General features: G+C 62.6%; 21 protein-coding genes. 9 read left to right on the top strand and 12 right to left on the bottom strand.

What is annotated here, in order from left to right:
- Nucleotides 1–2: 2 nt before the first annotated feature.
- From AC2VNO_RS08505 to AC2VNO_RS08490, 4 genes are all read right to left on the bottom strand, one after another.
- Entirely contained in the window at nucleotides 3–1,574 is a 1,572-nt protein-coding gene (locus AC2VNO_RS08505; RefSeq protein WP_486933723.1) for a Re/Si-specific NAD(P)(+) transhydrogenase subunit alpha, read from the bottom strand.
- 241 nt (nucleotides 1,575–1,815) lie between these two features.
- Nucleotides 1,816–3,720: a molecular chaperone HtpG gene (htpG, locus tag AC2VNO_RS08500; RefSeq protein WP_486933722.1), complete on the bottom strand. Its 1,905-nt coding sequence runs from the start codon at nucleotides 3,718–3,720 to the stop codon at nucleotides 1,816–1,818.
- A 90-nt stretch (nucleotides 3,721–3,810) separates the two neighbouring features.
- Entirely contained in the window at nucleotides 3,811–4,281 is a 471-nt protein-coding gene (locus AC2VNO_RS08495) for a PaaI family thioesterase (RefSeq protein WP_486933721.1), read from the bottom strand.
- The gene (locus AC2VNO_RS08490; protein ID WP_486933720.1) at nucleotides 4,274–4,795 is read right to left on the bottom strand and encodes a PaaI family thioesterase; all 522 of its coding nucleotides are present in this window, start codon (nucleotides 4,793–4,795) and stop codon (nucleotides 4,274–4,276) included. The genes AC2VNO_RS08495 and AC2VNO_RS08490 overlap by 8 nt, the downstream gene beginning before the upstream one ends.
- Before the next feature lie 180 nt (nucleotides 4,796–4,975).
- On the opposite strand from AC2VNO_RS08490, the gene AC2VNO_RS08485 reads away from it, so the two are divergent.
- Nucleotides 4,976–6,928, top strand: a complete 1,953-nt coding sequence (locus AC2VNO_RS08485) for a transglycosylase SLT domain-containing protein (protein ID WP_486933719.1) — start codon at nucleotides 4,976–4,978, stop codon at nucleotides 6,926–6,928.
- Between the two features lie 31 nt (nucleotides 6,929–6,959).
- Here the strand turns inward: AC2VNO_RS08485 and AC2VNO_RS08480 are convergent, their stop codons facing one another.
- On the bottom strand, nucleotides 6,960–7,601 hold the full coding sequence (locus AC2VNO_RS08480) for a LysE family translocator (RefSeq protein WP_486933718.1): 642 nt from the start codon (nucleotides 7,599–7,601) through the stop codon (nucleotides 6,960–6,962).
- A gap of 262 nt (nucleotides 7,602–7,863) precedes the next feature.
- Between AC2VNO_RS08480 and AC2VNO_RS08475 the strand changes: the two genes are divergently transcribed.
- Nucleotides 7,864–8,070 (top strand): cold-shock protein, encoded by a 207-nt coding sequence (locus AC2VNO_RS08475; RefSeq protein WP_102626783.1) that lies wholly within the window; start codon nucleotides 7,864–7,866, stop codon nucleotides 8,068–8,070.
- Nucleotides 8,071–8,175: 105 nt separating this feature from the next.
- On the opposite strand, the gene AC2VNO_RS08470 is transcribed toward AC2VNO_RS08475, so the two are convergent.
- The 3 genes from AC2VNO_RS08470 to AC2VNO_RS08460 all read right to left on the bottom strand — a co-directional run bounded on the left by AC2VNO_RS08470 (nucleotide 8,176) and on the right by AC2VNO_RS08460 (nucleotide 11,509).
- Nucleotides 8,176–8,862 carry a hypothetical protein gene (locus AC2VNO_RS08470; protein ID WP_228573488.1) on the bottom strand — a complete coding sequence of 229 codons (687 nt, stop codon included), beginning with the start codon at nucleotides 8,860–8,862 and terminating at the stop codon, nucleotides 8,176–8,178.
- A 139-nt stretch (nucleotides 8,863–9,001) separates the two neighbouring features.
- Nucleotides 9,002–10,900 (bottom strand): M48 family metallopeptidase, encoded by a 1,899-nt coding sequence (locus tag AC2VNO_RS08465; protein ID WP_486933717.1) that lies wholly within the window; start codon nucleotides 10,898–10,900, stop codon nucleotides 9,002–9,004.
- Between the two features lie 12 nt (nucleotides 10,901–10,912).
- Nucleotides 10,913–11,509 carry a LemA family protein gene (locus tag AC2VNO_RS08460; protein WP_486933716.1) on the bottom strand — a complete coding sequence of 199 codons (597 nt, stop codon included), beginning with the start codon at nucleotides 11,507–11,509 and terminating at the stop codon, nucleotides 10,913–10,915.
- Nucleotides 11,510–11,698: 189 nt separating this feature from the next.
- Here AC2VNO_RS08460 and AC2VNO_RS08455 point away from each other — a divergent pair, with 189 nt between their 5' ends.
- The 4 genes from AC2VNO_RS08455 to AC2VNO_RS08440 are packed head-to-tail and all read left to right on the top strand — an operon-like array spanning nucleotide 11,699 to nucleotide 14,259.
- Nucleotides 11,699–13,195: a DUF1538 domain-containing protein gene (locus AC2VNO_RS08455; RefSeq protein WP_486933715.1), complete on the top strand. Its 1,497-nt coding sequence runs from the start codon at nucleotides 11,699–11,701 to the stop codon at nucleotides 13,193–13,195.
- Nucleotides 13,192–13,542 carry a P-II family nitrogen regulator gene (locus AC2VNO_RS08450; RefSeq protein WP_486933714.1) on the top strand — a complete coding sequence of 117 codons (351 nt, stop codon included), beginning with the start codon at nucleotides 13,192–13,194 and terminating at the stop codon, nucleotides 13,540–13,542. The genes AC2VNO_RS08455 and AC2VNO_RS08450 overlap by 4 nt, the downstream gene beginning before the upstream one ends.
- A gap of 25 nt (nucleotides 13,543–13,567) precedes the next feature.
- Nucleotides 13,568–13,954: a CBS domain-containing protein gene (locus AC2VNO_RS08445; RefSeq protein ID WP_010627336.1), complete on the top strand. Its 387-nt coding sequence runs from the start codon at nucleotides 13,568–13,570 to the stop codon at nucleotides 13,952–13,954.
- A gap of 17 nt (nucleotides 13,955–13,971) precedes the next feature.
- Entirely contained in the window at nucleotides 13,972–14,259 is a 288-nt protein-coding gene (locus tag AC2VNO_RS08440; RefSeq protein WP_486933713.1) for a hypothetical protein, read from the top strand.
- A gap of 69 nt (nucleotides 14,260–14,328) precedes the next feature.
- On the opposite strand, the gene pepN is transcribed toward AC2VNO_RS08440, so the two are convergent.
- From pepN to AC2VNO_RS08420, 4 genes are all read right to left on the bottom strand, one after another.
- On the bottom strand, nucleotides 14,329–16,962 hold the full coding sequence (gene pepN, locus AC2VNO_RS08435) for an aminopeptidase N (RefSeq protein ID WP_486933712.1): 2,634 nt from the start codon (nucleotides 16,960–16,962) through the stop codon (nucleotides 14,329–14,331).
- 71 nt (nucleotides 16,963–17,033) lie between these two features.
- Complete coding sequence (locus tag AC2VNO_RS08430; protein WP_228573482.1) at nucleotides 17,034–17,438, bottom strand: YbaN family protein; 405 nt, start codon at nucleotides 17,436–17,438, stop codon at nucleotides 17,034–17,036.
- Between the two features lie 147 nt (nucleotides 17,439–17,585).
- The gene (locus AC2VNO_RS08425) at nucleotides 17,586–18,071 is read right to left on the bottom strand and encodes a YajQ family cyclic di-GMP-binding protein (protein WP_486933711.1); all 486 of its coding nucleotides are present in this window, start codon (nucleotides 18,069–18,071) and stop codon (nucleotides 17,586–17,588) included.
- Nucleotides 18,072–18,133: 62 nt separating this feature from the next.
- Nucleotides 18,134–18,604, bottom strand: a complete 471-nt coding sequence (locus AC2VNO_RS08420) for a GNAT family N-acetyltransferase (RefSeq protein WP_486933710.1) — start codon at nucleotides 18,602–18,604, stop codon at nucleotides 18,134–18,136.
- 190 nt (nucleotides 18,605–18,794) lie between these two features.
- Between AC2VNO_RS08420 and AC2VNO_RS08415 the strand changes: the two genes are divergently transcribed.
- The 3 genes from AC2VNO_RS08415 to AC2VNO_RS08405 form a co-directional block, all read left to right on the top strand.
- Nucleotides 18,795–20,300: a RimK family protein gene (locus AC2VNO_RS08415; RefSeq protein ID WP_486933709.1), complete on the top strand. Its 1,506-nt coding sequence runs from the start codon at nucleotides 18,795–18,797 to the stop codon at nucleotides 20,298–20,300.
- 378 nt (nucleotides 20,301–20,678) lie between these two features.
- A complete protein-coding gene (locus AC2VNO_RS08410) occupies nucleotides 20,679–22,025 on the top strand; it encodes a UDP-glucose dehydrogenase family protein (RefSeq protein ID WP_486933708.1) in 1,347 nt (448 codons plus the stop codon).
- A gap of 9 nt (nucleotides 22,026–22,034) precedes the next feature.
- The coding region (locus tag AC2VNO_RS08405) for a glycosyltransferase (protein WP_486933707.1) at nucleotides 22,035–22,794 on the top strand (760 nt) is incomplete at its 3' end.

Below are 22,794 nucleotides of genomic sequence, written 5' to 3'. Positions count from 1 at the left end.
GCTCAGGATTTCTGGAACATGGCCAGCATCCGGCGTGTCACCAGGAAGCCACCCACGATGTTGATGGTGGCGATCAATACCGAGATCCCCGCCAGAAGCACCACTATCCAGTTCCCAGAGCCGATCTGCAGTACGGCACCGAGAATGATGATGCCCGAGATGGCATTGGTCACCGCCATGAGAGGCGTATGCAGCGAATGGCTGACGTTCCAGATCACCTGGAAACCGACGAAGCAGGCCAGCACGAAGACGATGAAATGCTGCATGAACGAGGCCGGTGCGATCTGGCCAAGCAGCAGCATCAAAGCGCCGCCAACACCGAGCAACGTGACCTGACGCTTGGTCTGCGCCTTGAAGGTGGCAAGTTCGGCGGCACGCTTCTCCTCCGGCGTGGGCTCCTTGACCTTCTCCTTGGGCTTGGCCGCGGCAATCGCCTTCACCTTGGGCGGCGGCGGCGGGAAGGTGATCTCGCCCTGGTGGGCCACGGTGGCGCCACGAATCACATCGTCTTCCATGTCGTGCACGATCGCGCCGTCCTTTTCCGGCGTCAGATCGGTGAGCATGTGGCGGATGTTGGTGGCATAGAGCAGCGACGACTGGGTGGCCATGCGCGAGGGGAAATCGGTGTAACCGACGATGGTCACGCCGTTGTCGCTGACCACCTTCTCGTTCGGCTGTGTCAGATCGCAGTTACCGCCCTTCTCGGCCGCCAGGTCGACGATCACCGACCCTGGCTTCATCGCCTTGACCATATCCTCGAGCCACAGCTTGGGCGCCGGGCGCCCGGGGATCAGGGCGGTGGTGACGACAATGTCGACCTCGGGGGCCTGCTCGCGGAACAGCGCCAGCTGCTTTTCGCGAAACTCGGGGCTGGAGGGCGCCGCATAGCCACCGGTGCCGGAGCCGTCCTGAGTGTCCTCGAAGTCGAGAAACAGAAACTCGGCGCCCATCGACTCGATCTGCTCGGCCACTTCGGGCCGCACATCGAAGGCGCGAACCACGGCGCCAAGGCTGGTTGCCGTGCCAATGGCGGCAAGCCCGGCAACGCCGGCGCCGATGACCAGCACCTTGGCCGGGGGTACCTTGCCGGCAGCAGTCACCTGGCCGGTAAAGAAGCGTCCGAAGTTGTTGCCCGCCTCGATCACCGCGCGATAGCCGGCGATGTTGGCCATGGAGGAGAGGGCATCCATTTTCTGGGCGCGAGAGATTCGCGGCACCATGTCCATGGCGATGACGGTGCCCCCCTGGGCACGACAGCGCTCCAGCAGGGCCTCGTTCTGTGCCGGCCAGAAGAAGCTGATCAAGGTCTGGCCCTGGCGCAGGCGATCGGCTTCCGCCTCGCTCGGCTCGCGCACCTTGATGACCACTTCGGCATCGCGCCATAGCGCCTCGGCACTCTCCACAACGGTGACACCGGCATTGCGATAGGCGTCATCATCGAAGCCGGCGGCAACGCCAGCCCCGGTTTCGATCAGACAGTCGTGTCCAAGCTTCTGTATGAGCTGCGCACTGTCAGGGGTCAGCGCGACACGCGCTTCTCCTGGGGCGAGCTCTTTGGGTGCACCAATCTTCACGTTGGATCTCCCTTATGGTTATAGAAAGGTCGTAAAGGCAAACAGTTATTCATACCTGACCATGCCGCAATGCACAACAGCCATGTCCTCTTTTGATCGCACCCGAATGTAACACTATGCAGCTGAAATCATGGAAAAAAGACTGGATGACGTTTACGTCAAAGGCAGCCGAAAGGGTCCCGTGAGGCCAAAAAAAGGCCGCCCTAAGGCGGCCATATACAGGGGGTTTTGCTAGTGCGAATCACGACGTCAGCAGGGTATTGAGGCGACGCACGTAGGCCGCCGGGTCATCCAGATGGCCGCCCTCGGCAATGATGGCCTGGTCGAGCAGCACCAAGGCAAGATCATCGAAGCGCTCACCTTCGGCCGATTCGAGTTTTGCCACCAGCGCGTGCGCCGGGTTGAGTTCGAGAATCGGCTTCACCTCCGGCATTTTCTGGCCGGCGGCCTCCATGATGCGACGCATCTGGAAGCCCATCTCGTGCTCGGGCAGTACCACGCAGGCCGGAGAATCGGTGAGGCGGTGAGTCACTTTCACCTCCTGCACATGATCGCCAAGCGACTCCCTGACCCGCTTGACCAGATCCTCCTTGGCTTTGGCGGTTTCTTCCTGAGCCTTCTTCTCCTCCTCGCCCTCGATCTCACCGAGGTCGAGCTCACCCTTGGCCACGTCGACGAAGCGCTTGCCCTCGAACTCCTGCAGATGGCTCATAAGCCACTCATCGATGCGGTCGTGCATCAGCAGCACTTCGATGCCCTTCTTGCGGAAGATCTCCAGGTGCGGGCTCGACTTGGCTGCGTTGAAACCGTCAGCGACGATGTAGTAGATCTTCTCCTGCCCTTCCTTCATGCGCGAGAGGTAGTCGGCCAGCGACTGGTCCTGGGTGGCGCTGTCGGTGTGGGTGGTGGAGAAGCGCAGCAGCTCGGCGATCTTGTCGCGATTGGAGAAGTCCTCCGCCGGGCCCTCCTTGAGCACGCTGCCGAATACGTTCCAGAAGGTCTGATAGGCCTCCTTGTCCTTGGCCAGCTTCTTGAGCATGTCCAATGCCCGCTTGGTCAGAGCGCTCTTGATCTTCTCGACCTTGGGATCCTGCTGCAGCAGCTCGCGGGAGACGTTGAGCGACAGTTCGCGAGTGTCCAGTACACCCTTTATGAAACGCAGGTAAAGCGGTAGGAACTGCTCGGCGTCATCCATGATGAAGACGCGCTGGACGTAGAGCTTGACCCCGCGGGAGCCGTCACGCTCGAACAGATCGAACGGTGCGCGCCCCGGCACGTAGAGCAGGCTTGTGTATTCAAGCTTGCCTTCGACCTTGTTATGGCTCCAGGACAACGGGTCGCTGTAATCGTGAGCCACGTGCTTGTAGAACGCCTTGTACTCATCGTCGGAAACCTCACCCTTGGGCCGCGCCCACAGCGCCGTGGCCTCGTTGACGGTTTCCCAGCTGGTAACCTCACTGCCCTCGATGGTGTTGCCCTCGTCGTCCTTGGCCGTTTCGACCTTGGACATGCGCACCGGAACCTCGATGTGGTCCGAGTACTTGCGTACCAGCCCGCGCAGGCGGAAATCGTCGGCGAACTCCTTGGCATCTTTCTTGAGGTGCAAAACGATCTCGGTGCCGTGCCGCTCGCACTCGACGTCGGCGACGGTGAACTCCCCTTCGCCCTTCGAGCGCCACTCGACGCCCTCGGCCTTGTCCGTACCCGCCCTGCGGCTTCGCACCGTGACCTCGTCGGCGACGATGAAGCTGGAGTAGAAGCCGACACCGAACTGACCGATCAGGCGTGCATCCTTCTGCTGCTCGCCGGAGAGCTGCTTGAGAAACTCGGCGGTGCCGCTGCGCGCGATGGTACCGAGGTTCTTGATCACCTCGTCGCGGCTCATGCCGATGCCGTTGTCGCGTACGGTCACAGTCCGTGCCTTGTCATCGTGCTCGATCTCGATGCGCAGCTCGCTGTCGCCTTCGTAGAGGGCATCGTTGTCGAGAGCGGCATAGCGCAGCTTGTCGCAAGCATCGGCGGCGTTGGAAATCAGCTCCCGCAGGAAGATCTCCCTGTTCGAGTACAGGGAGTGGATCATCAGGTGCAGCAGCTGCTTCACCTCGGTCTGGAAGCCGAGCGTTTCCTCGTGAGCGGTCGTGGACATGGATCGGTTACCTCATGGCTTGAACCCGCAGCGGCGCATGGCACCGCTGCTCCTGAACTGTTCAGCGATATGGGGTCCGTATCCGGTATTTCAAGCGTCGTTCGGTTCGGGTGTGCCCAGCACCAGGTGCAGGCGCGAGGTGGCCACCGGCTCGTTCTCGTCGTCCTGCCAGGCCGTGACCTGGACATTGGCCAACCGACGCCCTTCGCGCAGTAGCTGGCATCTGGCGTGGGTGGTCACTACCCGCGCCGTGCGCAAGTAGTCGATGGAGAAGTCGACGATACGTGGCAGCCTCGGCTCGCGGGCCGAGAGCATCAGGTCGAGGGTGCCGGCGGTTTCCATGAAGGCGGCAACCACGCCGCCATGCAGAGCAGGCAGCAGGATGTTGCCGATATTGTGTTCGCGGGGCTCCATATGGAACACCAGGCCACCGCCCGAGGGGTCCGGAGTGGCGGAAATTCCCACGTAGCGCGCATAGGGCAGCCGCTCGAGCCAGGCAGTGACGTCGCCCTCGGCACGGGTTCTGGCCAGCCAGGTCGCATCATGAAAGCTCTCAGTCATGACCGGTATCTCCGAATAGCGCCTCGGCGAAACCCGGCGGCGTATTACGAGGTCCGAGGCGGACGAAATTGCCGATACCGCGGGCAATTGGCCGTTCCGGCTCCTGCCACAGCGTACCCTCAGTGAATACCATCGCGCCGGTCACCCTCAGCACTCGCGCTTCGGCCATGATCGGCTGCCCGGCCAGGGCCGGCCGGTAGTGATCGACTCGCAGGTCCAGCGTGGGGCAGACCTCGGGAGATGGCAGGCCGCACAGCACGGCGGAGCCGCAAACCGTATCCAGCAGCATGGTCAGCACGCCTCCGTGGACAAGACCCCGCTCGGTGTCGCCCAGCAGCTCGTCACGCCAGGGCAGGCGCATTTTCACCCAAGGGGGGGAAACCTCCACCACCTCGAGGCCGAGCTCCCGGGTATGCGGGATGACATTGACGAAACGGGCCAGGCCAGCTCGCCAGGCGTCAGGGCTTCGGTCTGCCGTGGCAGACCCATCGTATGGCTCGGCATTTGCGCTCACTCTTTCCCCCAACAAGCGTTTGATCCAGTTCAGCCAGACTAGACGGCGGCCAGCGGCGAGACAAGCGTGACATAACTGACAGCAGCGAGGCCGAACGAGAAAGCGCTGCAATGGTCTACTCAAAACGGCTCCGATAGGCCAGGATACAGGGTTCGTCATCGCCGCCCGGAGGCCGTTTACATGCGCCATTTTTCTCCCTTGCACCGCGCAGCTGGCTGGCTGGCCGCTGCAGCCTTGAGCTTCACCGTCTCCGCGCATGCCCAGCCCAGCGACAGCGCTCTGCGTACGGCACTCGAAGCCGCTCGCAGCCAGCAGTGGCAGCGCATCGACCAGGCCGCCATCGAGGGTCATGTGTTGGAAGGCTATGTGGAATACCACCGTCTGCGTAGTCGTCTGCCCCAGGTGGAACCCGGCCAGGTACTCGACTTCATCGAACGCTATCAGGACTCACCTCTCGGCGAATGGATGCGCGGCCAGGCGATCAGTCGTTACGGCGACGCCGGGCGTTACGGCAGCCTGCTCGCTGTGGCAGATGGCGAGCCCAGCGGCACCGAGCGTCAGTGCCATTATTATACGGCGCTGCTCGGCAGCGATCCTGTGGCGGCAGCCGAGGGCGGCCGTCGGTTATGGCACGTCGGCCGCTCGCAGCCCTCGGCCTGCGACACCCTGTTCAGCCGCCTGCGTGCCAGCGGCGATATCGCCGAGCAGGACATCTGGGAGCGCAAGATGCTGGCCTGGGAGCAAGGCGAAACCGGGTTAGTCAGCTTTCTTGGTCGACAGCTCGGCAGTCGCTGGCAAGAGGGCATCGATGCCGTGGACAGGCTGCAGCGCAGCTACGCCGACATCACACGCGTGCCTACCTGCATCGGCCCGGAGTGTCGCGGCAGCGGTCCGCTGTTCGCTTCCGCCATGCATGGATTCACGCGTGCCGATACCGAAGCGGCCATGGAAGCATGGCGCAAGATCTCCTCTCACCTGCCGATCGAAGATCGCCACCGCCATGCGATAGAAGAAGATCTCGCCTTCTACTCTCTGGTACGAGGCATCGATCACAATCTGTCATGGGTCGACGAGGCCCTGCCGCGGATCGCCACCACTCGCGTGCTCGAGCTGCGTATCCGCCACGCCCTGGCCAACCGCGACTGGGTCGACACCCTGCGCTGGATCGACATGCTTCCCGACGACAGCCGGGACGATAGCCGCTGGCAATACTGGCGGGCACGCGCGCACGAGCAGATGGGCGACTCGGAACGGGCGGAAGTGGCTTATGCGCGGGCCGCTCAGGGGCGCAACTTCTTTGGCTTCGCCGCAGCGGATCGTATCGGACGCCCTTATTCGTTGAACCTGGAACGCAGCCACTTCGACGAGAGCTTTCGCGACGAAGTGTCCCGCTGGCCCACCGTGCAACGTACCGAAGCGTTGATGCGCATCGGCGAGGACGGCTTGGCCAACAGTGAATGGCTGCATGCCGCGGCCACGGCCTCACCGCGAGAGGTCAGGGCGCTGGCCGATTATGCCAAGCGGCGTGGCTGGCATGCCCGGCTGGTACAGACGACCATCACCGCACAGCTGTGGGACGCGCTCGACTGGCGCTTTCCGGAAGCCTATCGCGAGCATTTCATGTACTGGGGCCAGCAGACAGGGGTAGATCCCTACCTGCTGATGGGCATAGCCCGGCGGGAAAGCGCCTACAACCCCGTGGCACTTTCGCCGGCCGGCGCTCGCGGCCTGATGCAGATCATGCCGGGAACCGCCACCCAGCTCAGCCGTCAGCTCGGCATCAGCGACCCCGGCCCCTACGGCGTTCTCGACCCCGAGCTCAACATTCGTATGGGCAGCACCTACATTCGCGACATGACCAACCGCTACCGGGGCAACCGTCTTGCCGCCGCCGCAGCCTACAACGCGGGCCCCGGCCGGGTGGATCGTTGGCTGCGTGACGCACCGGAGGAGTTCGACCTTTTCGTCGAGTCGATTCCCTTCCGCGAGACCCGTGACTACGTCCAGGCGGTGCTTTCCTATCGCGTGATCTTCGAGAGCCTGGCCAACGGCGGCAGCAGCGAAGGCGTATCGATGCTCAGCCAGGCGGAGAAGACGGTGCGCTACGACGCGTCCCTTCTCGCTCGTAACTGACGGCGGGCAGGCCGGCCTGACCCAGTCGAGGTCAGGCCGGCTGACGTTCAAGTGCCAGCCTGACCCCGAACAGGATGAGCACCGCTCCCGTTGCACCGTTCAGCGCGCGCGCGAAGAGCCGGCTGCCGAGCCAGCGGCCCGCACTGCCCACCATGAAGACGATGGCGATCTGCCATACATTGGCGACCACGAAATGGACCCCGGCGAGCCACAATGACTTGAGCAGCGCCGGATCCGTCGGGGCAATGAACTGCGGCAGGAACGCCATGTAGAAGACCACGGTCTTGGGGTTGAGCACATTGGACAGCAACCCTTCGCGCATCGGCCGCCAAATCGGCACGGCTTCCTGCCCGCCTTGCACGGATCCGAGCGGCAGCCCTTGTCCGCGCCGTGCTGCCAGAAGGCCGTTGATGCCCAGCCAGACAAGATACCCTGCACCGGCCAACTTCAGGGCGCTGAAGGCCCAGGCCGACTGCAGCAGGATGAGCGAGATACCCAGCGCCGAAATCGTGGCATGCACGAACAGGCCACAGCAGATCGCCAGGCTGGTCAGCACACCATCGCGAACCCCACCTCGGGCCGTGTTGCGAATGACCAGCAGGGTGTCGACGCCAGGGCTCATCGACAGCAAGGTAATGGCGATCAGGAAGGGCCAGAACTGCGCATCTACCATGTCGGTGGCTCCGTTCACACGGCCCATTCCGGGCCATCGATTGTCTGGACGCTTGGAATTTTTCTAACTAAAGTGGATTGAGTGAAAGTCATGGCTGGAGCGCGTCACCCCTAAACAGCGCTCTCCAGGAGTGGCTTTCGCTGCATGGCAAGAAGCCGAGGCCGTCTTGCTGTACTGCGCGCCTCACCTCTCGGTCATGCACTTGGGGCATCGCGACACCGCGGGCCCGGGACGATCCATCTGTAAGCAAGGAAAAACGACAATGGCAACCGGCACTGTCAAGTGGTTCAACGACACCAAGGGCTATGGCTTCATCTCTCCGGACGACGGCGGGGATGATCTGTTCGCACACTTCTCCGAGATTCAGGCTGAAGGCTTCAAGACCCTGCAGGACGGTCAAAAGGTGACCTTCGAGGTCACCCAGGGCAAGAAAGGCCTTCAGGCCTCCAACATCCGGCTGGCCAACTGAGGCTCTACCTCGGCTGACACCGGGGCCAGCTCTTCCATGGGTCTGGCAACCTGACGAAAAGGTCCACTCCTCTCACGGAGTGGGCCTTTTTTCATCGCCCGTTCGTCACTCGATGTCGAAGCGCGGCGCTTCACCCGTCTCGCTGCGCTCGGCTTCTTCGAACTGCTGCTCCAGTTGACGCTGTGCTTCTTCGAAGCGGCGCTCAGTCTCTTCGAGCCAGGCGTCGACGTCCGACTGCGTCACTTCCCCGGTTCGCTCCGCTTCCCGATCGATCGCCGAGGAAGCGTCGTTTTCATCGCCACCCATTGGCTCGATGCGCGTTTCGCCATTGCCTTCCATGGGCTCGAGCGCGGGTGGGCTCTGCTCCACTTCCTCGAACTGCTGATCGATCTGGCGCTGCGCCTCTTCGAAGCGACGCTCGGTATCTTCGATGATGGCATCGATATCGGAGCGAGTCGGCTCGCCGGGAAGCGCCCCCCCCTCCTCCAGCGTGTCCACCGGCGACTCCCCCAGGGTATCGGCATCGGCCTCGATCTCCTCATCGGGCTCGAGCTCGGTTTCCTCTTCAGGGATCGCAGGTAGCGACTCATCTTCGGTGGGCACCTCCTCCTCAGCAGCGGGCGGCGGTGTTTCCGGCTCCTGCTCCGTCACCTCGATGTCAGGCTCCGCTTCGTTGACCGATTCGTCAGGCTGAGCCGTGGTGCCAGCCTCTTCGCCATTCTCGCCGCAGCCAGCCAGCCCGAGGGCAAGCGTGAATGCCACGGCGGCAGGTATCCAGGGTGTCTTGGCCATCGGCTTTCTCCCATCCATATGAGACCAGCAAAAGGGCCCTATTCCAGCAGAGCCCGGCAGCCACTGCAAACAAACCGCAGATTCATGCTGCTTCGTGAGTTGGACAACGTCATGGTGAAACGATCCCGAATCGGGCGCGTCACCGCAACGCAGTCAACGGCAATGGACAATTCAACGACCAAGCCACGGCGCGCAGCAGCTCCGCCTCACGAGGGGATACCCGACCATCGTGCTTGACGCAGTCGATCATGCCATCGAGCAGTCTGACACGGTCATCCTCTGCCAGGTAAACGCAGCGCTCGAGCGCCTGATCGAGCAGCTGCGGCGTTGCCGCTTGAGGGATGAATGCCTCGGCAAGACCCAACCGCTCGGCCGCCGTGTCATAGGCGGCTCTTGCCTCGGCCTCGTTTTCACCCCCTGCCAGTGCCAGGCTCGACAGCAGCTGCGCCACCGCAGGCTCGGCCTGGGCCAGTGCAAGCCTTCTGCCCCGACGTGGCGGCTCTCCCTGACTGCCCGCCATGATCAATCGGTGCAAGGCCCATTGCAGGGCGCCCGGCCGGTGCTCGGCCGCCATCAAGCGGCCGAGGCAATCGTGCAGCCGTGCGTACTGGGCCACCGAGAGCTGCCTGAGCACGGGCAGGCAGAGCTCGATCAACGCCAGCCGCTGCCCCGGCCGAATCTCCGCAAGCGGTCGTTCGAGGTGCTCGAGCTCAGCGAGCACCTCCGGCATGGCCGCTTCAACCAGCGCCTCGCGCTGCTGCGTCCGGCTCGTTGGGTCGGCCCCCATCAAGATGCCATAGACCACGGCTCGCGCCGCATAGGGATCGTGCACGGCTTGCAGCAGCTCCCCGTCGATCTCTGTCAGGATCCCATGGGCCTGTCGAAGGTCCGCATGGCGTGGCTCTCCGACCCGCTGCGACAACATTCCACCAGCGAAACCCAACGTGCTTTCGCCCGTCATCTCGCCGCGAGCGCCCTGCGGCGGCTCGGCGTCGGCCGTTTCGCGGTGCTCAGGCTCACCAGGCTCGGGCAGTTGCCCGTCCCATCCGGGTTCGAGGCGACGAATGCGGGTCGTCAGCGGCGGATGCGTCGCGCTCAATCCACGCAGCCCAGGCAAACCACGACTGAAATAGAGATGACTGAACTCTTCGGCCTGGGTGGCCCGCAGCTCGGAGCCGTAGGCGTGCGCCGCCACCCGCTTGAGGGCCCCGGTCAGACCTTCGGGGTTGCGGGTATATTGCACGGCGCTGGCGTCAGCCAGAAACTCGCGCTGGCGGCTGACCGCGGCCTTGATCAGGTTGCCACAGAGCGTACCGATGAAGCCCACTAGCATCAGCGCCACGCCCGCTGCCAGCAGCACCATATGGCCATTGCCCTGCCGGGAACTGCGCACTGCGCGCCGAGTCGCCATACCGCGCAGCAGCATGCGACCGACGAGACCAATGACCAGAATGCCGTACAGCAGCGCCACGAGACGCATGTTGAGCCGCATGTCTCCATGCAGTATATGGCTGAACTCGTGGGCGATCACACCTTGCAGCTCGTCCCGGGAGAGGCTGCGAATGGCCCCTTGCGTGATACCGATGGCGGCATCTTGCGGCGTATGTCCGGCAGCGAAAGCGTTGATGCCCGGTTCGTCGAGCAGATAAACCGCCGGTACCGGCAGCCCCGCGGCAATGGCCATCTCTTCCACCACGTTGAGCAACCGGCGCTCATCGGCATCCCGCGTGTCGGCATTGAGCGGCCTGCCACCAAGAGCTTCGGCTACGGCGGCCCCACCAGCACGCAGCTGAAAGTGACGGGCCAAGCTACTCAGGCCTACTACCAGTACCACACCACTCGCCACCGCACCCAACAGCCAGGGGTCGAGCAGCAGCGTGAGAGGATCGCCACCCTGCTGACCGCCATCCAGCAGCGCCATGGCCAGCGCCACGACCGCCACGGCGGCTGCGATCATGCCGAGCACGGCGACGAGCAACAGCAGCATCAGCCATAGGGTCAGGCGGCGGGCACGTGCCTGGGCACCGAAGAAATCCATCGTCGCGTACCGTCAGAAGCTGATGCGAGGCGCCGCCTGGATCTCGGCGCTATCGTCGAACTCCAGCAGTGCCGCATCTTCGCGGTGTCCCATGGGGCCTGCCAGCAACACCGGCGGAAAGCTCTGCTTGTAGGTGTTGTACTGCATGACGGCGTCATTGAAGGCCTGACGAGCAAAAGCGACACGGTTCTCGGTGCTGGTCAAGGTTTCGGACAGCTGGCGCATGTTGTCCGATGCCTTCAAGTCGGGGTACGCCTCCATCACGACGTTGAGCCTACCCAGGGCGGCACCCAATGCGCCTTCCGCGCCAGCCAGCTCGGCCATGGCGCCCGGCTCGCCCGGCCTTGCCGCCGCGGACTTGAGCCCGGCGAGAGCCGCATTGCGGGCTTCGGTCACGGCGGTGAGCGTATCGCGCTCATGTGCCATGTAGGCCTTGGCGGTTTCGACCAGATTGGGAATGAGGTCATAGCGTCGCTTGAGCTGTACTTCGATCTGGGCAAAAGCATTCTGATAGCGGTTTTTCAGCGCCACCAGGCGGTTATAGATGCTGGCCCCGTAGACCACCAGCAAAGCCACCACGACCAGCACGACGATCAATGTCACATTCATTCGCTCTCTCCCGTCCGACACCAACGCCAAGAACTTGATATACATCAATGGCGGAGCCTGCATTAGCGCCTGCTCAATGTCATAAGCCGATGGTATAGTGTGGCAGCCGTACGAGCCAGTCGCCTGCCAAGATGCGCGCACCTTGCGGCGGCTTATCTCGCCCAAGCGATCATTCCCAGGGAGTCGGACTTGGTAGCGCAACTCAAGGATTTCGTTCACGCACTGGTCCATGCCCTGCGCAACCTGCTGCCCATCATCGTGGTCGTGGTGGCGTTCCAGGCCCTGCTCTTGCGTGAGTGGCCGGAGGGTGGACTCAGCATGGCGCTGGGGCTACTGATCGTCGCCTTGGGGGTGGCTCTGTTCCTGCAAGGTCTCGAGCTGAGCATCTTCCCGGTAGGCAAGCGCCTCGCCAACCAGTTCACGAAACGCGGCTCGATGCCTTTGCTGATGCTGTTCGGCTTTGCCATCGGCTTCTCCGCTGTCGTGGCGGAGCCAGCCCTGATCGCCGTGGCCGAACAGGCCGCCATGATCAGCGACGGCCGGATCGACGCCCTCACCCTGCGTCTGATCGTGGCAGGCTCGGTGGGGCTGGTGATGGCGCTGGGGGTGTTTCGGGTGATCCTTGGCCACCCGCTGCACTGGTACATGATCGTCGGCTACGTCGTGGTGGTGCTGGTCACCTTCTTCGCTCCCGAAGAGATCGTGGGGCTGGCCTACGACTCCGGCGGCGTAACGACCAACATCGTCACCGTGCCGCTGATCGCCGCCCTGGGTATCGGCCTGGCCTCCTCGATACGCGGTCGCAATCCGCTCATCGACGGCTTCGGCCTGGTCGCGCTGGCGGTCATGGTCCCGATGATCAGCGTGCAGCTCTACGGCATTCTGGTCTACGCCGATCCGGGCACACTGGCCGGGGGAGCCGAAGCGCTGCTCGCCGAGAGCGACGTCACCCCGCCGGCCGGCTGGGTCAGCATGATTCTCGATCTGTTCGGCATGTTGCGCGACGTACTGCCGATCATTCTGGTCATCCTGTTCTTCCAGTACGCCGTGCTGCGGCATCCGCTAGCCAGCCCGCTCAAGGTGGGAGTAGGCTTCGCGCTGGTGATCGTCGGCCTGTACGCCTTCGTGGTGGGCCTCAAGCTCGGCCTGTTCCCCATCGGCCAGAGCATGGCGGCACAGCTGATCGGCTTCGATACCTGGCTGTGGGTCTATCTGTTCGCCTTCTGCATCGGCTTTGCCACCACCATGGCCGAGCCGGCACTGATCGCCGTGGGTCAGCAAGCCGAGGAAGCCGCGGCCGGCAAGATCCAGGGCAACGTCATCCGTATTCTGGTGGCAATGGGCGTGGCGATCGGGATCACCATCGGCGTGCATCGCATCATCAGCGGCGACTCGATCCACTATTACATCATCGGGGGGTACCTGCTGGTGATCCTGCTTACCGCCCTGGCGCCCCGCTACATCGTGGCGCTGGCCTTCGACCTGGGCGGCGTGACCACCTCCGAAGTGACGGTACCGCTGGTCACCGCGCTGGGGATCGGCCTGGCCAGTGAGATCGAGGGGCGCAATGTGCTGATCGACGGCTTCGGGCTGATTGCCTTCGCCTCGATCTTTCCTATCGTGACCGTGATGAGCTATGCCATCGTGATGGAGTGGATGGCAAAGCGGGGAGGCAAATCAAGATGAAGTTTTCGCTGTTGGTCGCCATCGTACCCGAAGAACTCGAGCAGGAGTGCATCGATGCCGCGACAGAGGCCGGCGCGGTCGGCATGACGCTGATGAGCGGCCGCGGCATTGGCGGTGAGCGCAAGAAGACCTTTTTCGGACTGACCTACGAGGGCAGCCAGAGCATCATGCTGTTGACCCTCGAGAAGGGACTTTCGCTGAAAGTGCTCAAGGCGATACGCCTGGTGCTCAATCCCAGCGGCGAGGATTCGCGCGGCCTGGTCATGACGCTGCCGGTGGAGCACCTCGGCGGCATCGACATGGCGCAGATCAAGCGCTTCGAAGAGCGACTCAGGCACGACGTTTGAGCGAGTGATTGAAGGAGACAACGAGATGCTGGTCAAGGACATCATGAACCGCGACGTGGTGACGGTATCCCCCTTCGCCACCCTGCGCGACGCGCTGAGTCTGATGAAGCGCCATAACCTCAAGAGCCTGGTAGTGGAGCAGCAGGACCCCCACGATGCATGGGGACTGATCACGTACACCAATATTCTCAAGACCATCGTCGCCGAGAACGGCGACATCGATCTGATCAACGTCTACGATGTCTGTGCCAAGCCCGCCATCGGCGTCGGCGAATCGCTCGACGTGCGCCACGTGGCCAGCCTCATGACCGATAGCGTGGTGAAGCGAGTGCTGGTACTGGACGACAACAAGTTGCTGGGACTGGTCACCATGGATGATATCGTAGGCACCGTGCTCGACATGATCGAGTAAGCCGAACGGACCCGCGCATGCAAGATTTCTTCTCCTGGCTGGGCGAGACACTGGGCGAGATCATTCGCTTCGTGGTCGACCTGCTGATCGTATTCTTCTACAACCTGGGCGCCTCCGCCCGGGGCTTCTTCGATGGCCTGGCCTCCGCGCTGGGCATCCCTGCCACCATGGTCAGCCTTGGCGTCCTGCTGATCGGCTTGTGGTTGCTCTATCTGGCCCTGCGCGCCCTGCTGAGCCGGCGCCTGGTGGCCACGCTGATCTGGGCGGTACTGGGCGTGATGGTATTGAGCTGGCTGATCTATTGAGCCCCGCCCGAAACAATGTGCCGCCGTAAAAGGCGGCACATTGTTTTACGTTCAGGAAATTATCTTTCCTCAGGCGAGAGCCTTTTCGATCACTTCGTACACGTTGGGTGAGAGCTTCTCGGCGCGGATGCGTTCGAGTTCGCCCTTCATCAGCGCCTGGCGCGACTCGTCGAAGCGCTGCCAGCGGGTCAGCGGCGTGATCAGGCGGGCAGCGATTTCCGGGTTCAGCCGGTTGAGCTCGATCACCACGTCGGTCAGCAGCCGATACCCCTCTCCGTCGGCGCGATGAAAATTGATGCGGTTCTGATTGGCGAAAGTGCCGATCAGGGCGCGCACCTTGTTGGGGTTCTTCAGCGAGAATGCCGGGTGGGCCATGAGATACTTGACCCGATCCAGGGCGTCCGCCTGAGGGCGGGTGACCTGAATGGCGAACCACTGGTCCATTACCAGAGAATCATGGGCCCACTTCTCGCCGAAGGCCCGCAGCGCCGGGTCCGCCAGATCGTCACGACTGCTGTGGGTCAGCAGCGTCAGCGCATGGCGCACGTCGGTCATGTTGTGGTCGGCATCGAACTGCTGGCGTGCAAGATCGATGGCCTGTTCGTCCTCGATCGCCATCAGGTAGGAGAGCGCCACGTTCTTCAGGCTGCGTTGGGCGACCTGCTCGGGTTCCGCCGCATAAGGCGCATCGCTGCGATTCTCCTCGTAGAGGCTCACGAACTCGTCGCGCAGGGTAACGGCAAGTGACTGCTTGACGAAGGTGCGAGCGGCGTGGATCGCTTCGACATCCACTCGTGGCTGCTGCTCGGCGATGTAGGCTTCGCTTGGCAGGGTCAGCATCTCGGCCAGTACCGCCTTGTCGTCGCCGCCACGCTCCAGCAGGGCGCGGAAAGCGTCGACCACACGCTGATCCATGACCTTCTCGACCCCATTGCGATGGGCGGCGATCAGGTCCTCTAGCGCCAGCATGGCCAGGCGCTGGCCGGCATCCCAGCGATTGAAGCCGTCGGAGTCGTTGGCGAGCAGAAAGGCAAGGTCCTCGCGGGCGTATGGAAAACGCAGCTGAACCGGCGCCGAGAAGCCACGCAGCAACGAGGGTATCGGGGCTTCGGCAACATCGGTGAAGACGAAGGTCTGCTCTTCCTCGCGCAGATGAAGCACGCCATCGCTGCCGAACGATTCCCCGTTAAGCGTCAGGGGGAGATCACGTCCCGACTTGGTTCCCACCAGTCCCATGCGCACGGGAATGTGCAGCGGCTGCTTCTGGGGCTGCCCCGGGGTTGCCGGCGTACGCTGGCGCAAGGTCAGATGGTACTCTGCGCTGGCATAGTCGTATTCGCCGTAGGCATCGATCTCGGGCGTGCCGGCCTGAGAGTACCAGAGCATGAACTGGGTGAGATCCAGCCCGGAGGCCTCGGCCATGCAGTCGACGAAATCTTCGATCGTCACCGCCTGACCGTCGAAGCGCTCGAAGTAGAGATCGCTGCCACGGCGGAAAGCCTCCCAGCCCACCAGATTGCACAGCATGCGCACTACCTCGGCGCCCTTCTCGTAGATGGTCAGGGTGTAGAAATTGCCGATTTCTATATAGTGATCGGGACGCACCGGGTGCGCGGTGGGGCCGGCGTCCTCGGCGAACTGAGCGGTGCGGAAGAAAGAGACGTCCTCGATGCGCTTGACCGGCGCCGAGTTGACGTCGGCGGAGAAGCACTGGTCACGGAAGACGGTGAAACCTTCCTTGAGCGATAGCTGGAACCAGTCACGGCAGGTCACTCGGTTGCCCGACCAGTTGTGGAAATACTCGTGGGCGACGATGCTCTCGACCCGCTGGAAGGCGGCATCGGTGGCGGTATGCGGATGGGTAAGCACCGCCGCCGAGTTGAAGATGTTGAGCCCCTTGTTCTCCATCGCGCCCATGTTGAAGTCGTTGACCGCCACGATCATGAACAGATCGAGGTCGTATTCCCGTCCGTAGGCTTCCTCGTCCCATTGCATGGCGCGCTTGAGAGAGGCCATGGCATGGTCGGTCTTGCCCAGGTTCTCCTCTTCGACCCAAATCTGCAGCGTGACCTCGCGCCCGCTCAGGGTGGTGAAGCGATCTTCGACTTTCTCCAGGTCGCCTGCCACCAGGGCGAACAGGTAGCTGGGCTTGGGATGCGGATCCTCCCAGGTAACGAAATGCCGGCCACCGGAAAGCTCGCCTCGCGCCACCGGGTTGCCGTTGGAGAGCAGCACCGGCAGGCTCGCCGCATCGCCGATCACGGTGGTCGAAAAGGTGGCCATCACGTCCGGGCGGTCGGGATAAAAGGTAATGCGGCGAAACCCCTCGGCTTCGCACTGGGTGCAGTACATGCCGTTGGAAAGGTAGAGACCTTCGAGCGCCGTGTTCTCCTTGGGCGCAATCTCCACTTCGGTATTCAGGCGGAACGATGCCGGTGGGCTGTGCACGACGAGGCCGGTGTCGCTCAACGAGTACTCGCCCTCGGCCAGCGTCTGACCATCGATGGCGATGGCCTTCAGGCTCAGCTGCTCGCCGTGGAGCTCGAATGGCTCGCGGTCGTCGCACGTCGGGTCACGCTCCACCTGCAGCGTTGCCTTGACGATAGTCGCGGCGGGGTTCAGGTCGAACGAGAGTTCGGTGTGAATGACGCGATATGCGGGGGGCCGATAGTCATGGCGATACGTCGGCTTGGGTTCAGACATTGGAAGGCTCCTGTCCATGGTCGGCGACCATTGTACGGGCGCCGACAGCACAAGCTCAAAGGCGCATGGACTCAGCGGCGTGCCAGACGCACCGTTTCGCTGGTCAGCCGGGCGGGTTCAGGGCGTGTGGCGATCCAAAGCCCCAGCAGTGAGAGGCCGGTCACCAGCAGCAGCTTGAGCCACACCAGGCTGAGCGTCAGCAGGAGCACTACGACGGAGAAAGCCAGCATGACACCGGCGAGCCACTTGGCGTGCCGGGGAATGGCACGCTCGCCCTCCCAGGCCACAACGGTCGGACCGAAGCGCGGATGCTCGCGTATCCACCGGGCAAAGCGCGGCGAGCCCCGCGAGGCGGCCCAAACGGCCAGCAGCATGAAACAGGTAGTCGGCATCAGCGGCACGAACACGCCAATGACCCCCAGCGCGAAGCTGACCCAGGCGATGGCTATATAGAAGGCGCGACGAAGCGAATGCATGCACGAGCTCCAGTGATGGCTTTCCCTGCTGCCTTCATTGAAGCGCATCTCGGCTGTACGAGCCAATCGGCCATGTCTATGACGCCGTTAGGAGAAAAGAAAAAGCCCGCCCGAAGGCGAGCCGTCTGGCCTTTCGCAACGGGCTATTCAGTCGCGGAAGTTGTCGAACTGCAGGGCGAGATCGGGACCGCCCTCTCCCCGCAGCAACGCAATCACATCCTGAAGGTCGTCACGCTTCTTGCCGGTGACCCGAACCTTCTCACCCTGAATCTGCGCCTGGACCTTGAGCTTGCTGTCCTTGATGCGCTTGACGACATCCTTGGCCTCGGCCTGCTCCAGGCCCTGCTTGAGCTTGACCTGCTGGCGAGCGCGGACGCCGGATAGCTCCGGGTCCTGAATGTCCATGCAGCGGGCATCGATGCCACGAGCGATGAGCCGATTGCGCAGTACGTCGATCATCTGCTGGAGCTGAAAGTCGACCTCGGCCTCGAGCTGCACCGTGTCGCCATTGAGCTCGAAGCTGGCCTTGACGCCCTTGAAGTCGAAGCGGCTCTGAATCTCGCGATTGGCCTGATCCACGGCGTTGCTGGCTTCATGCTTGTCATATTCGGAAACGATATCGAAGGAAGGCATGTCTGGTCCCTGGTTGCCCGGTACGTCGGAAATTCTACCAGCCTCGGCCGTGCCCTGCGCGCCTAGACCGATGCTTCTTCAGCCGCTTCGAGTGACTTGCTCATCTGCCAGCCGGCGCAGCCATCTTCATAATAGTCGTCGAGCCAGCGCTCCAGACGAAACCCCATACGCCGGTAAAGGCCGAGTGCGATGCGATTATCGGCCCTGACTTCGAGCGCTAGCGCTTCGGAGCCGCGTGAGACGGCACAGCGCTCCAGCGCCTCGAGCAGCTGACGCCCCAGTCCGCCGCCTCGCGCCTCGGGGTGAACACAGAAGGAGTAGAGCCGGGCGCGGCGGCTGCCGCGACGAAACAGCAGCGTGCCGTAACCCATGAGCCTGCCGTCGTCGTCGGCAACGAGGGTGTCGGCATGAGCGCGATTCAGCAGGTGCCAAAGCTGTCGGCGACTGAACCGATCGCCACTGAAGGCCACCTGCTCCAGGCGATTGAGCGCATCCAGGTCCTGTGGGCGGGCCTGGCGCAGAGTGACGGACATGAAACTCTCCGGAACTGGCTAATCAATAGTAGAGCAGCGGGCACTCAATCAAGCCCCGAGACGCCGCATAGGGCGCCGGGATCATGAAATCATTTCACCAGTCGAAGCGCTTGTCGACAGGAACTTGCAGCGGCATGCTGGCCGCATCCGGCGATGCCACGCCGCACCACCAACCGAATGGATTTCGCCCATGTGCCCCTTGCGTATCGTCATTGATCGACAGGAAGACTGGCAGCCCTATTACCCCTCCGAGGATCTGGTCAGTGCGGATGACTTCCTGGCGCTGGACCGACGCCACCGCAGCGCCGCCGATCAGGACCGCAGCACCCATGTCATCAACCTTTGCGGCGAACTCGACTATCTCGGCACCGGCTACTACGTCTCCCTGCTTGCCCAGGCCCGAGGCCAGCGGGTGCTGCCCAGCGTGGAGACCCTGAACGAGCTGTCGCGCAAGGCTCTGGTCGATCTGCAGCTGGATACTCTGGCTCCCCTGCTCGGCGAGCTCGCGCGGCAAGGTCGCCTCGCCGGAGACAGCCTGACGCTGCGAGTCATGTTCGGTGAGTGTCAGCAGCCCGAACTGGCCCGGCTTGCCCGCAAGCTTTTCGAGCGCCTGCCCTGTCCGCTACTCGAGGCGCGCCTGGTCCGCCGCCATGACCTGTGGCGACTGGCCCGGCTCAAGCCGATCGCGCTACGCGATCTCAATGCCGACGAACAGGACCTTTTCGCCAGCGCGCTCAACCGACATTCGCGTAAGGTGTGGCGTACGCCCAAGGCGCGCCGTCGTTATCGCTTCGACCTGGCCATCCTCGTCGACCCCAAGGAAGCCATGCCACCCAGCAACACGAGCGCGCTGAAGGCTTTCATACGAGCCGGGCGCAAGCTGGGCATCGACGTCTCGCTGATCACCCGCCGCGATGCCGGCCGGTTGGCTGAATTCGATGCTCTTTTCATCCGGGAAACCACCGCGCTGGACCACCATACCTACCGCATGGCGCGGCTCGCCGAACATGAAGGGTTGGTGGTGATCGACTCACCGCGTGACATCCTGCGCTGCACCAACAAGGTCTACCTCCATGCCCTGCTTCGTGCGCGGGGCGTGCCGGCGCCCGAGGGTATCCTGCTCAAGCGCCGCGATCGTCGTCCGCTCGCCGAGCGGGTGGCCGGCCTGAGCTTTCCTCTGGTACTCAAGATCCCCGACGGCTCCTTCTCCCGCGGGGTGGTGAAGATCGAATCACCGGAACAGTTGGAACGCGAGGCCAGACGGCTGTTCGACGACTCGGCCCTGTTGCTGCTGCAGGAGTGGCTGCCGACCGAGTACGACTGGCGTATCGGCGTGCTCGATGACCAGGTCCTGTTCGCCAGCCGGTATTACATGGCGCGTGGACACTGGCAGATCTACGACCACTCGGGCACCCGGGTCAAGAGCGGTGGATTTACCACTCATGACCCTTCCGAAGTGCCACCCTCGGTGATCAAGGCCGCCCTCAAGGCAACGCGCCTGATCGGTGACGGCCTGTATGGGGTCGATATCAAGCAGGCGGGAGATCGCGTGGTCGTCATCGAGGTCAACGACAACCCCAACGTCGATGCAGGTATCGAGGACAGCCTGCTTGGACGCAAGCTCTATGAGCGCATCATGGGTGTATTTCTCTCCCGAATGGAAGCTCGAGTGGCGGCCAGATCGGCGTCACAGTGACCGGCGTCGCCAATTGACCACACCTGGCCTTACTCCCCAGCAACAATTTCTCATCAATAGTTTACTTAATCATCACCTATCCTTGTCGCCAGTAAGAGACAGATCAAACCCTTGATCTAAAAGGCTCAGTCGACTTTGAGCCTCTCGCGTCTCTTACTGGCGACACATTAGCAGTACCGCCTTCAATAAAAAACCTCCAGGATTACGCCAACCCACTAATTGGAAAGAACTTTTTCCAGTTGGCGTGGAAGTTGCGTACTACATGGCACGCTAATGAAGTAAAAACACGGCCCTAAGCGCCATCTAGCGTCGGTCACGACCGTCGCGAGGGCGTCGATTGGATGAATGGGGCCCAAACAGCAAGGAGCGATGACGATCATGAGAATCACCATCTTCGGATCTGGCTATGTCGGACTGGTAACCGGTGCGTGTCTGGCCGACGTGGGCCATAAGGTCATGTGTGTGGACGTCGATGAGGACAAGGTGGCACGCCTCAATGCCGGCGAAGTCCCCATCTACGAGCCTGGCCTGGAAGATCTGATCAGCAAGAACAAGGCCGCAGGACGCATCGAATTCACCACCGATGCCGCCAAGGCAGTCGAGTTCGGTGTACTCCAGTTCATCGCGGTGGGTACGCCTTCCGACGAGGATGGCAGTGCGGACCTCAAGTACGTGCTGAAGGTTGCGGAAACCGTCGGTAAGCACATGAACGACTACAAGATCGTCGTCGACAAGTCGACCGTACCGGTGGGCACGGCGAGCAAGGTCGAGCGCACCGTTGCCGCCGAGCTGGAGAAACGAGGCGTCGACCTGGAGTTCGATGTCTGCTCCAACCCCGAGTTTCTCAAGGAAGGGGCCGCGATCGAGGACTTTTCGCGTGGCTCTCGTATCGTGGTGGGTACCGACTCGGAGCGGGTCAAGAAAGTCATGCTGGAGTGCTACGGTCCCTACAACCGCCAGCGTGACAAGATGCTGTTCATGGGGATACGCAGCGCCGAGCTGACCAAGTACGCGGCCAATGCCATGCTCGCCACCAAGATCAGCTTCATCAATGAAGTCGCCAACCTTGCCGAGCGTCTCGGCGCCGATGTGGAGGAAGTTCGCCACGGTATCGGCTCCGATCCTCGAATCGGCTACAGCTTCATCTATCCCGGCTGCGGCTATGGCGGCTCCTGTTTCCCCAAGGACGTCAAGGCCCTGGCCCACACTGCCGAGGAAATCGGCCATCCCGCCGAGATGATCAAGGCGGTGGAGCGGGTCAACTCGCGGCAGAAGAACAAGCTGTTCGAAAAGCTGTGTCAGGCATTCGACGGCCAGCTGGCAGGCAAGACCGTTGCCATCTGGGGTTTGGCATTCAAGCCCAACACCGACGACATGCGCGAAGCGCCGAGCCGCGCGCTGATGGAAGCGCTATGGGATGCCGGCGCCCGCGTGCAGGCCTACGATCCGGAAGCCATGGACGAATGCCGCCGCATCTATGGCGAGCGCGAGGACCTTGTGCTGGCCGAGCGTAGGGACGACACGCTCGAAGGCGCTCATGCGCTGGTCATCTGCACCGAATGGAAGGCCTTCCGCACCATCGATTTCACCGAGCTTCACCACACGCTCGAGGAGCCGGTGCTGGTGGATGGTCGCAACCTGTTCCAACCCGAAACCGTCAAGGCTGCCGGGCTCGCCTACTACGGTATCGGGCGGGGTGACTCCGTACGTCCCGTGCTGGCGTAAGGAGCTCCAATGTCCGCGACTCCCCGCGATCATACCGTCGCCAGTTGGGTGACGGAGCTGACCACTTTCATATTCGGGGTAGCGCTGCTGATCTTCATTTTCGGCAGGCTGCCATCGGATGTGTTCTCGCCCGAATCGCAGACGTTTTTCTTCGTCATCGGGACGATTGCCATCTGGCGCTACTCCTGGTGGGCGGTGCAGGCGGTACGCTCGGTCTGGTACAACCGCGTCATCTTTCCGCGCATGCGCGCCGAAGCCGACGCGGTTGGCGAGCTCGATCTGCCTCCGGAGCTGTTCGTGCTATGCACCTCTTTCCGTATCGAGGGGCAGATCAACTTTCAGGTCTATGATGCCCTGATCCGGGAAGCGCAGGAATTTGGCGTACCGACGACGATCTTCGCCTCCGTATCGGACCGTACCGACGTGGATGTCATCACCCACGTCATGGACGAGCATGGGTGGCCGAAGAATATCGAAGTTCGCTATATGTTCCAGAAAGGGGACGGCAAGCGCTCAGCCATGGCCGAAGTCCTGAGAGCTATATCCCGGCGCCTCCCGGCGCCGGGTTCCCTGCTGATCTCGATGGACGGAGACATTCGTCTGGAACCGGGCACACTGGCGCGTTCGCTCTCTTTCTTCCAGGCCCAGGACGATTTGGGGGCATTGACCACCAACAACCGCGCCGAAGTCACCGGCAACGATGCGACCCGCGAGTGGTACGACCTGCGTTACGCACAGCGGCACCTGATGATGAGCTCCATGTCGGTGT

This window comes from Halomonas sp. TH-94, from assembly GCF_057473365.1.
The sequence above is the reverse complement of the archived record's forward strand: the minus strand, read 5'-3'. Positions and strand labels throughout refer to the sequence as shown.

Coding starts and splice junctions, on each gene's coding strand:
- AC2VNO_RS08480 (WP_486933718.1), bottom strand. CDS start 7,601: ATGGTAGATGCGCAGTTCTGGCCCTTCCTGATCGCCATTACCTTGCTG.
- AC2VNO_RS08440 (WP_486933713.1), top strand. CDS start 13,972: ATGCAAGATTTCTTCTCCTGGCTGGGCGAGACACTGGGCGAGATCATT.
- AC2VNO_RS08465 (WP_486933717.1), bottom strand. CDS start 10,900: ATGGATTTCTTCGGTGCCCAGGCACGTGCCCGCCGCCTGACCCTATGG.
- AC2VNO_RS08425 (WP_486933711.1), bottom strand. CDS start 18,071: ATGCCTTCCTTCGATATCGTTTCCGAATATGACAAGCATGAAGCCAGC.
- AC2VNO_RS08410 (WP_486933708.1), top strand. CDS start 20,679: ATGAGAATCACCATCTTCGGATCTGGCTATGTCGGACTGGTAACCGGT.
- htpG (WP_486933722.1), bottom strand. CDS start 3,720: ATGTCCACGACCGCTCACGAGGAAACGCTCGGCTTCCAGACCGAGGTG.
- AC2VNO_RS08495 (WP_486933721.1), bottom strand. CDS start 4,281: ATGACTGAGAGCTTTCATGATGCGACCTGGCTGGCCAGAACCCGTGCC.
- AC2VNO_RS08460 (WP_486933716.1), bottom strand. CDS start 11,509: ATGAATGTGACATTGATCGTCGTGCTGGTCGTGGTGGCTTTGCTGGTG.
- pepN (WP_486933712.1), bottom strand. CDS start 16,962: ATGTCTGAACCCAAGCCGACGTATCGCCATGACTATCGGCCCCCCGCA.
- AC2VNO_RS08445 (WP_010627336.1), top strand. CDS start 13,568: ATGCTGGTCAAGGACATCATGAACCGCGACGTGGTGACGGTATCCCCC.
- AC2VNO_RS08430 (WP_228573482.1), bottom strand. CDS start 17,438: ATGCATTCGCTTCGTCGCGCCTTCTATATAGCCATCGCCTGGGTCAGC.
- AC2VNO_RS08415 (WP_486933709.1), top strand. CDS start 18,795: ATGTGCCCCTTGCGTATCGTCATTGATCGACAGGAAGACTGGCAGCCC.
- AC2VNO_RS08485 (WP_486933719.1), top strand. CDS start 4,976: ATGCGCCATTTTTCTCCCTTGCACCGCGCAGCTGGCTGGCTGGCCGCT.
- AC2VNO_RS08475 (WP_102626783.1), top strand. CDS start 7,864: ATGGCAACCGGCACTGTCAAGTGGTTCAACGACACCAAGGGCTATGGC.
- AC2VNO_RS08420 (WP_486933710.1), bottom strand. CDS start 18,604: ATGTCCGTCACTCTGCGCCAGGCCCGCCCACAGGACCTGGATGCGCTC.
- AC2VNO_RS08450 (WP_486933714.1), top strand. CDS start 13,192: ATGAAGTTTTCGCTGTTGGTCGCCATCGTACCCGAAGAACTCGAGCAG.
- AC2VNO_RS08470 (WP_228573488.1), bottom strand. CDS start 8,862: ATGGCCAAGACACCCTGGATACCTGCCGCCGTGGCATTCACGCTTGCC.